Genomic DNA, 15,504 nt, shown 5'->3' with positions numbered 1-15,504 from the left:
TGGGCAAACGGCGCCAGAATTAGGTTGGCGTAGCGGCTCGGGTGTTGACCCGGCTCACACTACTGGATTCGCTTTCTAGCCTCTCTGTCGCACCGTTTTCGAGCGTTTGCCCTACACACATGTACACCAGAGGTGCCCTTCTAAGGCGCAGACGGTACTCCCATCCGCGAGGCGTTTCAAGCTCACGCCGATGGTCGCTTGACGTCTACACTCTTCAAAGCACCGGGAGTTATAAGAACCATCAAAACCGTAACCCAACGGAAGGACCAAGGCCATGAGTCAAACCAGTCGGGACTATAGCGAAAAGCGCGATTTCATCCGCATGCGGGTCGATGCCGATGTATCGCTGATTCATGAGGGGGATGAGGTACCCGCCGTCTGCATCGACCTTTCCAGCAGCGGGATGCAGCTGCAGGCGCCGCGTTTGTTCACGGTGGGCGACCGGCTTAGCGTGCGTATCGAATCCGAGCACGCCGCGCTCAAAGGGCTCGAAGCCGACACCGAAGTGGTGTGGGTGAAGGAGCAACTCGGCAGCGGTCAGAAACTTGGCCTTACAATCCTGAAGATGAGCTAACCCGTTCCAGACGAAAAAAGGCAGCCCGAAGGCTGCCTTTTTCGATATTTCGGTCAGGATCAGAAATCGTCTTCGACCTGGCCGTCCTTCACCTTGAATTCGCGGTTCTGCAGGTAGGCATTACGAATGAAGGTGTACTTGTCGCCTGTGATCAATTTCTCGGTGGACAGCAAGTTCGCCCGGGTATCAACAATGTTCAGCGCGAAAACCGAATTACGCACCGGCACATCGTTCATGTAGCGATACGGGCCGGTGTAGCTGTCGACAAGCTTCGAGGGCGCATCACGCAAGGTGCTAGGGCCAAGCAGCGGCAGCATCACATACGGACCGCTGCCTACACCCCAATAACCCAGGGTCTGGCCGAAATCTTCGTCGTTACGTTGCAGGCCCATCCGGGTGCCGACATCGAAGAAACCCAGCAGGCCGAAAGTGGTGTTGAAGATCACTCGGGCAGTGTCGACACCTGCTGCCGCGGGTTTGGCCTGCAGGATATCGTTGGCGAGGTTGGTCACATCGCCGATGTTGCGAAACATGTTGTGGATGCCATCTTCAAGGAACTGCGGCGTCACGAACTGGTAACCCTGGGCCAATGGCTTCAGTGCATAGGTATCGAGCACGTCGTTGAACTTGTAGATCGGACGGTTGATGCTTTCCCAAGGATCATCTTCCGACGCTGCCTGGGCAACGAACGGAACCAGCATCGCGCTGGCGCACACACAAAGCTGAGCTAGATGATTGCTCCAGCGCATAGAAAACTCCTTGGATTTGTACAGTCGCCGGGCGCTTGGCTCGACGCAAAGACCGCTAGTATAAGACGTAAACGCCGTTTAAGGCAGCATCGCAGCCGCGCGCCTGCGCATGATGCCTGTCGATTGTGAGCGATTCACATCCATGTCATGCAACTGTCACCGACGATCCCTAGCTTTGAGGCTATTTCAGGGACGTTGACATGCCGCACGCCGAAACATCACCTCAAACCGCGCTAAACCTGACCGCCGTGCTCTTCGGTCTCAGTGGTTGCCTGGTGGATTTCGGCGCGCGTACGCGTCTGCTTGAGGGCTATTCGATCGAGCACGCCGAAGCCACCCCTGGCGCTCTCGACAGTTTGCACAGCTTGCAGCGCCAGAAGATTCCCTGCGCCTGGCTCGATGAATTGCCCCCCGCCCTCAGCCATTCTCTGGCCGTAGCGCTGCCGGGATGGATCAAACCCTCGCTGCCATCGCAACAACTTGCAACAATCAATCCTTGGCCGGCTCCGAATGCATGCTGGCAAGCGCTGATGTCGCTCAACGTCGAGCGACTGGATGGCTGCGTGCTGGTCAGCGGCGAACCGCGCTTGCTGCAATCGGGACTCAACGCCGGCCTGTGGACAATCGGTTTGGCGTCCTGTGGCTCGCTCTGCGGGCTTTCACCCACGCAATGGCAGGCATTGTCTCAGCAGGAACGGGACATCAAGCGCGGCAAGGCCACCATGCAACTCTTCGGCCTGGGCGTGCATTCGGTGATCGATCATCTGGGTGAACTCGACACCTGCCTGGCTGATATCAGTCTGCGTCGGCTCAAGGGCGAAAAGCCCTGATCGCCGCCTCACACTTATGAAGGCATGCAGGTTGGGCGGGAGTGGATTAATCTTAGGGAAGCCATAGATCTTTGGCGTACTGCTGCGGTCTATGCCAGTGCCTATCGATAAAAGGAAGAACGCCATGTCTGCCCGCGAACTGCAAGAACAGCTCAATGCCCTGCGCGAGCAATTGGAACAGAATCCTCCGCTGACGGAAGCCGAGCGCGAAGACCTGCGCGCACTGATGCAACAGATCGAACTTGAGCTTGAGATCGAAACCAAGACCAAGGACGTCAACCTCGCCGATAACGTCAATCTGGCCGTCGAACGCTTCGAACTCGAACACCCGACCCTCGCCGGCACCCTGCGCCAGATTGGCCAGGCCCTGCACAGTATGGGGATCTGAATCCACCGGATGCAAAAAAAGCCCTGCTGGCAATAGCAGGGCTTTTTTATATCTGAAACTTCAAATGCCCCCCAGTGGGAGCGAGCCGGCTCGCTCCCACTGGGAATCACTGTTACTGACGGACCAGGCGATGGTTCGGCAACTGCACCTCTTCAGTACTGCGATACGGATTGATATCCAGCCCGCCACGCCGCACATAGCGCGCATACACCGTCAATTTCTCCGGTTTCAGCAAACGCTGCAGATCGAGAAAGATCCGCTCCACGCACTGTTCGTGGAAGTCCGAGTGCTGACGGAAGCTGACGATGTACTCCAGCAGACTGGCGTGATCCAGCGCCGCGCCGCGGTACTCTACCGCCACACTGCCCCAGTCCGGCTGACTGGTCACCGGGCAATTGGATTTGAGCAAATGGCTGTGCACGCTCTCTTCGACAACGCGCGATTCGTCACAACGCAGCAGCTCCGGACGCGGATGCTCGTAGTTGCTGACGCTGATATCCAGCTCATCGATGCACACGCCCGGCAATGCCACGACACCTTCGGCCTCGACATCCTTCAGGCTGCGAACACGCACGCCAACCGGTTTGCCGGCAGCCGCTGACAGGTCCTTGACCAGCGTCGCCTCAAGGCTCGCCGTGTCGGCAAACGGCGTCTGGTTCAGGGAGTTGAGGTACAGCTTGAACGACTTCGATTCGATGATGTTCGGTGAATCCGCCGGGATGCTGAATTCGCCGATTGCCACCACTGGCTTGCCCGACGGCAACAGCCACGACAGTTCGAAGCAGTTCCAGAAGTCCACGCCCTTATACGGCAGGGTTTCAGCCGTCAGGCCCAGCTCGGCCCACTTTGCGGTACGCGGGATCGGGAACAGCAAGGACGGTGTGTAAGTGGCGATGTATTCGCTGGATTTGCCCAGCGGCGAGTGTTCGGCTGCGGGATGCATGGCGGAAACCTGACTGAAGAATCAGCGGATTCTAACAGCCTTTGCTCCCGCCTTTGAGCGCTTACTGACTGACTGTCAGTTTGCCGACCATGCCGGCCTGGTAATGACTGGGGATATTGCAGGCAAACTCCTGGTTGGTGGCCTTGCTGAAAGTCCAGGTCAGCTCAGCGGTTTTACCCGGTTCCACCAGCACGCTATTGGGGTCATCATGCTTCATGCCATGCCCCATGGCACTGTGGTCCATCGCCTTCACGCCTGTAGACGTGAGCATGCCGCCATGCTGCATCTGCAGCATCTCCTTCTGGTGCCTGGCGTGCATCGCCGCGTCACCGAGGTTGAATTCATGTAACAACTGGCCTTTATTCACCAGCACGAAACGCACGGTCTCACCGGCCTGGATGGCGATGTCCCTGGGGGTGAACGACATATCGCCCATCACCACTTCGACACTGCGGCTCGCCTTGGCCGCCGAGGCAGGTTGGCCGAAGTCATAGGTATGCCCTCCTGACGCCCACACCGGTGAACTCAATGCCAACATACAGGCGGCCAGCGCCACGGTTTTGCGCAAAAACATCGTCTTACTCCAACAAAATAAGGTTCAGCCTGTGAAAAACTCTAAACTGCCACCGCTGCCCGCAACCTGACAGTCAGATGACAACTTTGTCAGGTTGGCCTGCACCGTCGCCACCCACGGTATAAAGCCTTCGTTCCATCAAGATGCCTGAGTCGCCCATGAAACTGCTGATCGTCGAAGACCAACCGAAAACCGGCCACTACCTGCGCCAGGGCCTGACCGAGGCCGGTTTCAACACCGAGCTGGTGGCTGATGGCAACACCGGCCAGCAACTGGCGCTAAGCGGCGAATACGCCCTGCTGATTCTCGATGTGATGCTGCCCGGTCGCGACGGCTGGCAGATTCTGCAAGCGGTGCGCGGGGCAGGTCTGGACACGCCGGTCCTGTTTCTGACCGCACGGGATGCCGTGGAAGATAGAGTTCACGGCCTGGAACTCGGTGCCGACGATTACCTGGTCAAACCTTTCGCCTTTTCCGAACTGTTGGCTCGGGTGCGCAGCCTGTTGCGCCGAGGCAGCGCTACGCCCCAGGAAACCACCCTGCAACTGGCCGACTTGCGTCTGGACTTGATCCGCCGTCGAGTGGAGCGCAGCGGCCGGCGCATCGACCTGACCGCCAAGGAATTCGCCCTGCTGGAAATGCTCCTGCGCCGTCAGGGCGAAGTGCTGCCCAAATCGCTGATTGCGTCCCAGGTCTGGGATATGAATTTCGACAGCGATACCAATGTCATCGAAGTCGCCATTCGCCGTTTGCGCCTTAAAATCGACGATGAGTTCCCCAACAAACTGATCCACACCGTACGCGGCATGGGTTACGTACTTGAAGAGCGCCTCGCCTGATGCGTCGACTTTCGCTGAGCAGTCGTTTGGCATTGCTGTTTGCGGCGTGTACGGCGGTGGTGTCGCTGTTCGCCGGGGTGCTGTTCAGTCGCGCCAGCGAAGTGCACTTCATTGAACTCGATCAGCAACTGCTGGATGGCAAGCTGATTGGTTTGCGGCGCGCGCTTCACGACATTCAATCAAGCGACAGCGACGTCAGACTGGCCGATGAGTTGAGCCGGCAAGCCGATCTGTCGCTGCGCATCACCGGTAGCGATGGTAAACGCTGGTATGACAGCTCGGCGAATCTGCCTGACATACTCCCGCAAAAACCCGGGCTATCGACACTCAACAACGACGGTACCGATTACCGCGTCCTAAATGCCCCCTTGTTTACCGACAAGCCTGATTCGCCGCAATTGACCCTGCTGCTGGACATCACCCATCACCAGCACTTCCTGCAGCGCATGCAGCATTTGATCTGGTTGACGGTGGGCTTGTCGGCCCTGGCCACCGCGTTGCTCGGAGCCTGGGCAGCCCGCAGCGGCTTGCGGCCGTTACGACGCATGAGCGCTGTCGCCAGTGGTGTTTCGGCGCAATCGCTCAACGCACGCTTGCCGACAGAAAACATGCCGCCGGAATTGGCGGAAATGGCCCACCATTTCAACGCCATGCTCGGACGTCTCGACGATTCCTTTCAGCGTCTGTCGGCGTTCTCCGCCGACATTGCCCACGAGTTACGCACCCCGCTGTCGAACCTGCTGACCCACACCCAGGTCACTCTTACCCGCCCACGCCCCATTGAGGACTATCGCGAAGCACTGCATAGCAACCTGGAAGAGCTGCAATGGATGGCGCAACTGGTCAACGACATGCTTTATCTGGCGAAAGCGGATCACGGCCTGTTGATGCCCAAGCGCGAACCGCTGGACCTGGGGGAGGAAGTGGATGTTTTACTGGAGTTTTTCGCGCCGCTGGCCGAAGACGCCCGGGTGAATTTGAGCCGTGACGGCAATGCGCGTATCGAGGGCGACCGCAGCATGCTGCGACGGGCGCTGTCCAATTTGCTGGACAATGCGTTGCGGTTTACCCCGGTCGACGGCGAGATACTGATTCGAATCGACGACCAGCCCAAAGGCTTGAGCCTGATAGTCGAAAATAGCGGTGACGGGATTTGCGAAGACTTGCTGCCGCGCCTGTTTGACCGTTTTTACCGGACTGATCCGGCGCGTCATGAGGGCAGCAGTGAGCATGCGGGGTTGGGATTGGCAATTACCCAGTCGATCATCCGGGCCCATGGTGGGCAGATTCGTTGTGAATCGGATCAGGGGTGGACGCGGTTCGTGATCGAGTTACCAAAGGCAGATTGAGGCCGGCGGGTCCGGCCTCTTCGCGAGCAGGCTCGCTTCCACAAGGATCGTGCAGTACCTGTGGGAGCGAGCCTGCTCGCGAAAGCGGTCTTGCAGCTTACGAATAGCGCAACGCAGTAGCCGGCTCGATCTTCGCCGCGCGCCAGGCAGGGTAAACGGTGGCCAGAAAGCTCATGATGAACCCCGCCGAGCAGATCAACAGCACATCCCCACCCTGCAATTCAGACGGCAAGTTGCTGACGAAATACACATCGGAGCTGAAGATGTGCTGGCCGCTGACCCGCTCGATCCAGCCCACCAGTTCACTCACGTTCAGCGCAGCGATCACGCCAAGCACACCACCGATCAGCGTGCCGACAATCCCGATCACCGTGCCCTGTACCATGAAGATCGCCATGATCTGCCGCGGCGTGGCGCCAATGGTGCGCAGGATCGCGATGTCCGCGCCCTTGTCGTTCACCACCATGATCAGGGTTGCGATGATGTTGAACGCCGCAACGGCAACGATCATCAGCAACAACAGGCCGATCATGGTTTTTTCCATCTTCATCGCACTGAACAGACTGCCCTGGGTGTGGGTCCAGTCGTCAGCCTTGTAAGCCTCGCCCAGGCCAGTGGCAATGGTGCTCGACACCTGTGGCGCGGCGTACAGGTCCTTTACCGCCAGACGCACGCTCTGCACCTGATTTGCTTCCCAGTGCTGCATTTGCGCGGCGTCGGCGACGTGGATCAACGCCATCGAACCGTCCAGCTCGGCACCGACCTTGAACACACCGACTACGTTCAGGCGTTGCATACGCGGGGTAATGCCACCCGGTGCAGTGCTGACTTCCGGCACGATCAGAGTGATCTTGTCGCCGACGTTCAAACGAAAGCGCCGTGCCGTGATTTCGCCGATCACCACACCAAACTCACCCGGCTTCAAGGCATCCAGCCGCCCCTGGACGATGTGCTTGGCCACGATCGACACCTGACCTTCCAGCGCCGGATCGACGCCACTGACCTGGATCGGCTGCATGGTGCCTTTGTAAGACAGCATGCCTTCCATCTCGGTGAACGGCACGGCTGCGGTAACTTCCGGATTCTTCATTGCAGCGGCGGCTACCGGTCGCCAATCATCAATCGGGTTGACGCCGACGATGGTCGCGTGCGGCACCATGCCGAGGATGCGCGAACTCATTTCGCGCTGGAAGCCGTTCATCACCGACAGCACCACGATCATCGCCAGTACGCCCAGGGCGAGGCCGATCATCGAGGTCATCGAGATGAAGGAAACAAAGCGATTGCGGCGCTTGGCGCGGGTATAGCGCGTGCCGATAAAGATCGATAACGGTCTGAACATTCGCTGGGGCACCGTATAAAAATAAAAGACCCGACGCCTTCTCAGGCGTCGGGTTTCGACCAATCAGATAGGGGTCAGGCAACCTTCCTGCAAATGCAGGACGCGATCCATCTGGCGGGCCAGGTTCATGTCGTGAGTCACCACCAGGAAGGCTGTGCGCATCGAAGTGCTGAGTTCCAGCATCAAATCCTGAATGCCTTCGGCGGTGTGTGAGTCGAGGTTGCCGGTCGGCTCATCGAGCATCACCAGGCCCGGATTGTTCACCAGGGCGCGGGCGATGGCCACGCGCTGGCGTTCACCACCTGACAGCTCCGCCGGCTTGTGTTCCAGTCGATGACCCAGCCCCACTCGCTCCAACAATGCGGTAGCACGCTTGCGAGCTTCCGGAATCGCGGTCTTGCCGATCAACAACGGCATGCAGACGTTTTCCAGTGCAGTGAACTCGGGCAACAGGTGGTGGAACTGATACACGAAGCCCAAGGCACGGTTACGCAGCAGGCCACGATTCTTTTCGCTCAGTGCCGAAAGTTCTTCGCCGTCGAGCCAGACGCTGCCCTTGGTTGGCGTATCGAGGCCGCCGAGCAAATTGAGCAAGGTACTTTTGCCCGAACCCGACTTGCCGACAATCGCCACGCGCTCACCCGGGTGCAGTTCCAGCTGCAAACCGGCCAGTACCTCCACCGACTCCGGGCCTTCCTCGTAGGATTTGCCCAGGTTGCGGCAGCTCAAGATTGCTTTATCACTCATGCCCGACTCACTCATAACGTAGCGCCTCCGCAGGCTGGGTGCGCGCGGCACGCCAGGCTGGATACAGGGTGGCGAGGAAACTCAGGACCAACGCCGCGGAGCAGACCATCACGACGTCCTGGCTCTGCACCTGCGACGGCAGGTAATCAATGAAGTACACGTCGGCGTTGAGGAACTTGTGCCCGATCAGGCCTTCCAGCGCCGAGATCGCGGCGCTGACATTCAGTGCGGCAAAGATCCCGACCACTGCGCCGATGGCCGTGCCGACTACGCCGATGACCGTACCCTGCACCATGAATGTGCGCATGATGGTGCCCGGCGTAGCGCCGAGGGTGCGCAGAATCGCGATGTCACCCTTCTTGTCGTTCACCACCATCACCAGCGTGGAGATGATGTTGAAGGCGGCGACGGCGACGATCAGCAACAACAGCAGGCCGATCATGGCTTTTTCCATGCGGATCGCCTGATACAGGTTGCCGTGGGTGCGGGTCCAGTCGCGGGCGTAGTAATGATCCTCACTCAGTTCCCGGGCGATGCTCCACGCGGTGCGCGGCGCCTGGAACAGATCGTCGAACTTCAGGCGAATACCCTGGACCTGATCCGGCTTCCAGCGATGCAACCGCGCCAGATCCTGAAGATTGGTGATACCCAGGTAGCCGTCGATTTCGCCGGCGCCGACGTGGAAGATGCCGACCACGGTGAAGCGCTTCATGCGCGGGAACATCCCGGCCGGGGTCACGGTGACTTCCGGTGCCACGAATGTCAGCTTGTCACCGACCGCCGCGCCGAGCTTGGCCGCCGCCTTGTCGCCGATGACGATGCCGAACTCGCCGGGCTTCAGGTCGTCGAGTTGGCCCTGCTGCATGAAGTGATCGATGATCGAGACCTGGCGCTCCAGCGCCGGGTCGATGGCATTGAGCAGGACTTTGGAAACCTTGCCGTTGTTGGTCAGCAAACCCTGCATCTGGGTGAACGGCGCCACGGCCGTCACCTGCGGGTTCTGCTTGACCTTGGTGGCCAGGCCTTGCCAATCGCTGATCGGCTCACCGGCCTCGATGGTCGCGTGGGGCACCATGCCCAGTACGCGGGTACGCATCTCATGATCGAAGCCGTTCATGACCGACAGCACCACGATCATCACGACCACACCAAGGGCGAGCCCGATCATCGAAGTCAGGGAAATGAATGACACAAAATGATTGCGACGCTTTGCACGGGTATAACGCGTGCCGATAAATACGAAGAGAGGTCTGAACATGTCGGGGCTTGTTCGGAGGGAAAAGGAACGTCCTTGTGGCGGGGGTCGATAACCAGCTTTACACTCAGACCACCGCCGCTACCATGGGTTCGCCATGTCGACATTAGATGAAGAAGATCGCCGCGAATACTACCGTATCGAGGACACGATCGCACTGGAAATTCGGCCCCTGTCCGCTCTCGAAGCCGCAGGCCAGGAAGTGTTGCAGGATGCTTCCCCACTCTTCAATGTGCTCAGCGAACTGCACCTGAGCGAATTCGAGTCGCAACACCTGTTGCGCCAGATCAGCGAGCGCGACCGAACCCTCTCGGCGTTCCTGAAATCCCAGAACAAGCGCATCGATTTGCTGAGCCAGGTGATCGCCCTCACCGTGCTCGGGCAGATCGGCGAGCCGCAACCGGTGATTATCTCGGAGGGTGGCATTGATTTTCAGCACCCCACCCCGATTGCCGCCGGCGCACGCCTGTCGGTCAAGCTGGTGCTGATGCCGCAAGCCCTGGGCCTGCTACTGCGCGCCCGCGTGACCCATTGCGACCGCAAAGGCGATGGTTACGATGTCGGCACCGAGTTCGAACACCTGACCGATGCCCAGCGACAATTGCTGGCCCGCCATATTTTGCAGAAGCAGGCCCAGGAACGACGCCAGGCCCGCGAACTACTCGAATCAGGCAATTAATTTAAGGAAGAACCGTGACCCTCATCTACGGCCACCGCGGCGCCAAGGGCGAAGCACCGGAAAACACCCTGACCGGTTTTCAGGAATGTCTCAAGCATGGCGTACGCCGCTGTGAACTCGACCTGCACCTGTCCAGTGATGGCGAGCTGATGGTCATTCACGACCCGACGCTCAAACGCACCACCGATCGACGCGGCAAGGTGGTGGAGCATACCGCGGCGGAACTGGTGACCTACGACGCGCGCAAGGGCGGGCCCGGCTGGATCAAGCCCTGCCCGATTCCAACGCTGGAAGAACTGTTCGAAAAATGCGATTTCGATCACTGGCAACTGGAGGTCAAAAGCGCTTCACGCACCCGCGCCGCGACCACCGTACTGGCCATCCGTGAAATGGCGCAACGGCATGGCTTGCTGGACAAGGTGACCATCACATCGAGTTCGCGCGAAGTGCTGAAAGCCGCCGTGGACCTGGTACCGGATGTGTCCAGGGGACTGGTGGCCGAATACGCCTGGCTCGACCCGCTGAAGGTCGCGGCAAGCTATGGCTGCGAGATTCTGGCGCTGAACTGGACCCTGTGCACGCCGGAACGCCTGCAGAAGGCGCAGCGACAGGGGCTGCATGTGTCGGTGTGGACAGTCAACGAGCCCGCGCTGATGCGCAGACTCGCCGACTTCGGCGTTGACAGCCTGATTACAGACTTTCCCGGTTTGGCCACTGCCACGCTCGAGAATTGCTGAAATCGGTCTCCCCGGCCGGCTCAGGCCACCGGCCGGAGCCACTCAAAAAAGCCGGTTGAGCCCGTCGTACGCCGCGACCCGATAGGCTTCGGCCATGGTCGGGTAGTTGAACGTGGTGTTGACGAAGTACTTCAGGGTGTTGAGTTCGCCCGGCTGGTTCATGATCGCCTGGCCGATGTGCACGATCTCCGACGCTTGATAACCGAAGCAGTGAACGCCCAGCACTTCCAGGGTTTCACGGTGGAACAGAATCTTCAGCATGCCTTGCGGCTCGCCGGCGATCTGTGCACGCGCCATGCTCTTGAAGAACGCCTTGCCCACTTCATAAGGCACTTTGGCCTGGGTCAGCTCCTGCTCGTTCTTGCCGATCGAGCTGATCTCCGGAATGGTGTAGATACCGGTCGGCACGTCATTCACAAAGCGCCAGCTGCCGTTATCGACGATGCTGCCGGCGGCCGAACGGCCCTGGTCATGGGCGGCACTGGCCAGGCTTGGCCAGCCGATCACATCGCCTGCGCCGTAGATATTCTGAATGCCGGTGCGGTAAGCCTCGTCGACTTCGATCTGGCCACGGCTGTTGACCTTCACGCCGATGTTTTCCAGACCCAACTGATCAGTGTTGCCGGTGCGGCCGTTACACCAGAGCAGGGCGTCGGCCTTGATCTTCTTGCCGGACTTCAGATGCAGGATCACGCCGTTGTCCACGCCTTCGACGCGGTCGTAGTCTTCGTTGTGGCGAACCGTGATGTTGTTGTTGCTGAAGTGATAGCTCAGGGCCTGGGAAATTTCCGAGTCGAGGAAGCTCAGCAACTGACCGCGGTTATCCACCAGCTCGACCAGAACACCCAGGCCGCTGAAGATCGATGCGTACTCACAACCGATCACGCCGGCACCGTAAACGATGAGTTTGCGCGGGGTGTGACCGAGGCTGAGGATGGTGTCGCTATCGTAGATACGCGGGTGGTGGAAATCGATGTCGGCTGGACGATACGGACGCGAACCGGTGGCGATGATGATGTGCTTGGCCACCAGTTTTTCGACCACGCCATTGGCGCAGACCACTTCGACGGTTTGCTCATCGGCAAAGCTGCCGGTGCCGAAAAACACGTCGACGCGGTTACGGGCGTAGTAACCGGTGCGCGAAGCGACTTGTTTGGAGATGACTTTTTCAGCGCTTTTCAGCACGTCCGGAAACGAGAACCAGCGTGGCTCACCAATGGCCCGGAACATCGGGTTGGTGTTGAACTGCATGATCTGCCGGACCGAGTGACGCAGTGCCTTGGACGGGATGGTACCCAGGTGGGTGCAGTTACCGCCGACCTGGCGACGGCTATCGACCATCGCCACCTTGCGCCCTGCTTTGGCGGCGTTCATTGCCGCGCCCTCTCCCGCCGGGCCGGAACCCAACACCACCACGTCGTAGTTGTAGACAGCCATGCGTACTCCTCAGAACAGGCCGTGGCGCCATCGGCACCTGCGGCTAAATCACGCCGATCTGTGGCGTGAAGGAACAATTTGGGGCCAGTGCAGAACCCGGACACAGTCTATAGAAGCGTCAACGCCGCGCACATTAACCCTTGGTCGCGTCGTAGGCTACTTTTGCCTGCACCAGAACGCCAGTTTTCAATGCTTTAACGCCGCAATCACTCGGTTTCCCCGCCGCTGAGGCGTGCAAAAGCGCGACTGGTGCGCGTGACGAAACCTGTGTCGGCACGAATCACAAAAAATGCGCCGATATCGTGTTTTTCTGCGTAATCCCAACCGCGCTCCGGGCCGAGAATCAGCAACACCGTAGATAAGCCATCGGCCATTAACGCAGAAGGATGAATCACCGTGACCGAGGCCAGCTTGTGTGAGACCGGTGAACCGGTCCGGGCATCGAAGGTATGGGAATAACGCCGCCCACCCTGCTCGAAATAATTGCGGTAGTCGCCGGAGGTGGACAGGCCATAACCGTCGATGGCGACGATGCGCTCGGCCACTTGCTGATCGTCGCGAGGTTCCTCCAGGGCAATGAGCCACCGAGAGCCATCGGGTTTCCTGCCAGCCGCCTTGAGCTCACCGGTGGCTTCAGCGAGGTAATTGTGAATACCCAGTGCTTCGAGCCTGGCGGCAATCCTGTCGACCGTATAACCGGCGGCAACGCTGTTGAAATCGAGTTCGACGGCGGCATCCTTGCACAGTTGATCGCCATCGATACGTAGATGTGCGTGACCCACTCGCTGCCGCACCTCGGCAAGCGCTTCGGCAGTCGGGACTTTTTCCTCGCGAGCCTGAGGGCCGAATCCCCAGAGATTGAGCAGCGGCTCCACAGTCAAATCGAACGACCCTTGGCTTTGCTCCGACAACAGCTCGCCAACGCGAACCAATTCGAGGATCGACGCGGGCATTTTCTGACATTGGTGGGCGGGAAGCTGGTTAAAGCGGGCGATATCGGAGTCGCTGCGGTAGGTCGACATTTGTCGGTCGATTTCAGTCAGGATTGTTTCGACTTCGACCTGGACTTGTGCAGGAGCGGGAAGACCGGCGTGGCGTACGTACTTGATTGAATACGTGCTGCCCATGGTCGGACCGCCGAAAGCCCCCAGGGAGTCGCTGTTGTCGCAGCCTGAGAGGATGCCAGTCAACGCTACTATTCCAAACAGCCGCCAGTTCAACGAACCTCCTCCCATGGAACAACTCCGGCACAACGCCAATTCCGACCATTATGCGATAGAAAGGTGGGAAGCCTGGGTAAGCGGCGTATCAGACACCCTCACGCCGGCTGAGATTTCCCCTTCGCGAGCCCGCTCGCGGAGGGGGTCGGGCCAAACAACACCCCCGTGGCTCCATCGCACAAACAAAAACGCCCCAACCAAAGTCGGGGCGTTTTCGTTTGCAGCTAGCTAAGGCTTAGCGCGGGAATGCTGGCGGGTTTACACCGGCCATGTCTTCCATCACGCGAACCACCTGGCAGCTGTAACCGAATTCGTTGTCGTACCAGACGTACAGAACAACGCGGTTATCTTGAGTGATGGTCGCCTCGGCATCCACAACGCCAGCGTGGCGCGAGCCAACGAAGTCGGTGGAAACCACTTCCTGCGAGCTGACATAGTCAATCTGCTTGTGCAGATCCGAGTGCATGGCCATCTGGCGCAGGTACTCGTTGATTTCTTCGCGGGTGGTGGCCTTTTCCAGGTTCAGGTTCAGGATAGCCATCGACACGTTCGGCGTAGGTACGCGAATCGCGTTGCCGGTCAGCTTGCCCTTGAGCACTGGCAGTGCCTTGGCGGCAGCGGTGGCGGCACCGGTCTCGGTGATTACCATGTTCAGCGGCGCGGCGCGGCCACGACGGCTGCCCTTGTGGAAGTTGTCGATCAGGTTCTGGTCGTTGGTGAACGAGTGAACGGTTTCGACGTGGCCATTGACGATGCCGTACTTGTCGTTGACTGCCTTGAGCACCGGCACGATGGCGTTGGTGGTGCAGGAAGCCGCCGAGATGATCTTGTCGTCCGGGGTGATTTCGCCATGGTTGATGCCATGAACGATGTTCTTCAGCGCGCCCTTGCCAGGTGCAGTGAGGATTACGCGGGCAGCGCCCGGGCAGGCCAGGTGCTGGCCCAGGCCGTCAGCATCACGCCATACACCGGTGTTGTCGACGATCAGAGCGTTTTCGATGCCGTACTGGGTGTAGTCGACTTCGGTCGGGCTCTTGGCGTAGATAACCTGGATCAGGTTGCCGTTGGCGGTAATGGTGTTGTTGGCTTCATCAATGGTGATGGTGCCATCGAACGGACCATGGACCGAGTCACGACGCAGCAGGCTGGCACGTTTGACCAGGTCGTTCTCGGCGCCCTTGCGGACAACGATGGCACGCAGACGCAGGCCGTCGCCACCACCGGTTTTCTCGATCAGGATGCGCGCCAGCAGACGGCCGATACGACCGAAGCCGTAGAGGACAACGTCGGTGCCTTTGCGGCCGGAAGCGTTCTGCTGACCCACCACGTCGGCCAGTTCTTCACGGACGAACTGCTCGGCAGTACGGCCATTGGCTTCGGCCTTGAATTTGGCCGCCAGCTTGCCCAGGTCTACCGAAGCGGCGCCGAGCTTAAGCTCGCTCATCGCCTTGAGCAGCGGGAATGTTTCGTGGACGGACAGCTCGCTGTCGTCGGACTGACGGTGACGAGCAAAGCGGTGAGCTTTGAGAATCGCAATGACTGAACGATTGATCAGGCTGCGGCCATAGATCGAACTCACCACGTTGTTATTGCGGTAGAGCTGACCGATAAGCGGAATCATCGCTTCTGCGAGTGCTTCACGGTCGATCCATTCACCAAGACACTGGTCGGGCTTCTGAGTCACGGGAACCTTCCACATGTAGGGGCAGAAAAAAGGGGCTACATTATGCCGCCCCGAGCCTCACGTAGCAATGCGCGCTTGTCGCACTGCCCGTAACAAAATCCTGTTCAAAAAAATTACGCTCCGCTGAAGCCCAATAAAACCGGGGCCTCCAGCATCG

Annotated in this window: 16 protein-coding genes; 7 read left to right on the top strand and 9 right to left on the bottom strand. The window is 59.3% G+C overall.

The features are described 5' to 3' along the window. Nucleotides 1–274 precede the first annotated feature (274 nt). The gene (locus tag AC07ZE_RS09950; protein WP_207263840.1) at nucleotides 275–574 is read left to right on the top strand and encodes a PilZ domain-containing protein; all 300 of its coding nucleotides are present in this window, start codon (nucleotides 275–277) and stop codon (nucleotides 572–574) included. Nucleotides 575–633: 59 nt separating this feature from the next. Here AC07ZE_RS09950 and AC07ZE_RS09945 read toward each other — a convergent pair whose 3' ends face one another. After that, nucleotides 634–1,323, bottom strand: coding sequence for an MlaA family lipoprotein (locus AC07ZE_RS09945; RefSeq protein ID WP_207263838.1), 690 nt, complete (start codon nucleotides 1,321–1,323; stop codon nucleotides 634–636). Between the two features lie 200 nt (nucleotides 1,324–1,523). Between AC07ZE_RS09945 and pcrP the strand changes: the two genes are divergently transcribed. Both pcrP and AC07ZE_RS09935 read left to right on the top strand, forming a co-directional pair. Further along, nucleotides 1,524–2,153, top strand: a complete 630-nt coding sequence (gene pcrP, locus AC07ZE_RS09940) for an HAD superfamily inactivated hydrolase PcrP (RefSeq protein ID WP_207263836.1) — start codon at nucleotides 1,524–1,526, stop codon at nucleotides 2,151–2,153. A 124-nt stretch (nucleotides 2,154–2,277) separates the two neighbouring features. Beyond that, complete coding sequence (locus AC07ZE_RS09935) at nucleotides 2,278–2,541, top strand: DUF4404 family protein (RefSeq protein WP_095196984.1); 264 nt, start codon at nucleotides 2,278–2,280, stop codon at nucleotides 2,539–2,541. Between the two features lie 112 nt (nucleotides 2,542–2,653). Here AC07ZE_RS09935 and queF read toward each other — a convergent pair whose 3' ends face one another. Both queF and copI read right to left on the bottom strand, forming a co-directional pair. Further along, nucleotides 2,654–3,484, bottom strand: a complete 831-nt coding sequence (queF, locus tag AC07ZE_RS09930; protein WP_207263834.1) for an NADPH-dependent 7-cyano-7-deazaguanine reductase QueF — start codon at nucleotides 3,482–3,484, stop codon at nucleotides 2,654–2,656. A 61-nt stretch (nucleotides 3,485–3,545) separates the two neighbouring features. Continuing rightward, entirely contained in the window at nucleotides 3,546–4,058 is a 513-nt protein-coding gene (gene copI / locus AC07ZE_RS09925; RefSeq protein WP_207263832.1) for a copper-resistant cuproprotein CopI, read from the bottom strand. Between the two features lie 158 nt (nucleotides 4,059–4,216). On the opposite strand from copI, the gene AC07ZE_RS09920 reads away from it, so the two are divergent. After that, complete coding sequence (locus AC07ZE_RS09920) at nucleotides 4,217–4,897, top strand: heavy metal response regulator transcription factor (protein WP_207263830.1); 681 nt, start codon at nucleotides 4,217–4,219, stop codon at nucleotides 4,895–4,897. Next, a complete protein-coding gene (locus AC07ZE_RS09915) occupies nucleotides 4,897–6,246 on the top strand; it encodes a heavy metal sensor histidine kinase (RefSeq protein ID WP_207263829.1) in 1,350 nt (449 codons plus the stop codon). Before AC07ZE_RS09920 ends, AC07ZE_RS09915 begins: the two co-directional genes overlap by 1 nt. A 97-nt stretch (nucleotides 6,247–6,343) precedes the next feature. Here AC07ZE_RS09915 and AC07ZE_RS09910 read toward each other — a convergent pair whose 3' ends face one another. From AC07ZE_RS09910 to AC07ZE_RS09900, 3 genes are all read right to left on the bottom strand, one after another. Continuing rightward, complete coding sequence (locus tag AC07ZE_RS09910; protein ID WP_207263827.1) at nucleotides 6,344–7,588, bottom strand: lipoprotein-releasing ABC transporter permease subunit; 1,245 nt, start codon at nucleotides 7,586–7,588, stop codon at nucleotides 6,344–6,346. 63 nt (nucleotides 7,589–7,651) lie between these two features. Further along, nucleotides 7,652–8,335, bottom strand: a complete 684-nt coding sequence (gene lolD / locus AC07ZE_RS09905; protein WP_170948751.1) for a lipoprotein-releasing ABC transporter ATP-binding protein LolD — start codon at nucleotides 8,333–8,335, stop codon at nucleotides 7,652–7,654. Nucleotides 8,336–8,342: 7 nt separating this feature from the next. Beyond that, nucleotides 8,343–9,593 (bottom strand): lipoprotein-releasing ABC transporter permease subunit, encoded by a 1,251-nt coding sequence (locus tag AC07ZE_RS09900; RefSeq protein ID WP_207263825.1) that lies wholly within the window; start codon nucleotides 9,591–9,593, stop codon nucleotides 8,343–8,345. A 94-nt stretch (nucleotides 9,594–9,687) separates the two neighbouring features. Between AC07ZE_RS09900 and AC07ZE_RS09895 the strand changes: the two genes are divergently transcribed. Beyond that, nucleotides 9,688–10,269 carry a PilZ domain-containing protein gene (locus AC07ZE_RS09895; RefSeq protein WP_207263823.1) on the top strand — a complete coding sequence of 194 codons (582 nt, stop codon included), beginning with the start codon at nucleotides 9,688–9,690 and terminating at the stop codon, nucleotides 10,267–10,269. A gap of 14 nt (nucleotides 10,270–10,283) precedes the next feature. Then, the gene (locus AC07ZE_RS09890) at nucleotides 10,284–11,006 is read left to right on the top strand and encodes a glycerophosphodiester phosphodiesterase (RefSeq protein ID WP_207263821.1); all 723 of its coding nucleotides are present in this window, start codon (nucleotides 10,284–10,286) and stop codon (nucleotides 11,004–11,006) included. A gap of 42 nt (nucleotides 11,007–11,048) precedes the next feature. Here AC07ZE_RS09890 and sthA read toward each other — a convergent pair whose 3' ends face one another. The 3 genes from sthA to AC07ZE_RS09875 form a co-directional block, all read right to left on the bottom strand. After that, entirely contained in the window at nucleotides 11,049–12,443 is a 1,395-nt protein-coding gene (gene sthA, locus AC07ZE_RS09885) for a Si-specific NAD(P)(+) transhydrogenase (RefSeq protein ID WP_095196994.1), read from the bottom strand. 206 nt (nucleotides 12,444–12,649) lie between these two features. Beyond that, nucleotides 12,650–13,678, bottom strand: coding sequence for an FAD:protein FMN transferase (locus AC07ZE_RS09880; protein ID WP_207263819.1), 1,029 nt, complete (start codon nucleotides 13,676–13,678; stop codon nucleotides 12,650–12,652). 220 nt (nucleotides 13,679–13,898) lie between these two features. Continuing rightward, a complete protein-coding gene (locus tag AC07ZE_RS09875) occupies nucleotides 13,899–15,362 on the bottom strand; it encodes a glyceraldehyde-3-phosphate dehydrogenase (RefSeq protein WP_095196996.1) in 1,464 nt (487 codons plus the stop codon). Between the last annotated feature and the right edge of the window lie 142 nt (nucleotides 15,363–15,504).

It is taken from the genome of Pseudomonas sp. GW101-3H06 (genome assembly GCF_059424605.1).
The sequence above is the reverse complement of the archived record's forward strand: the minus strand, read 5'-3'. Positions and strand labels throughout refer to the sequence as shown.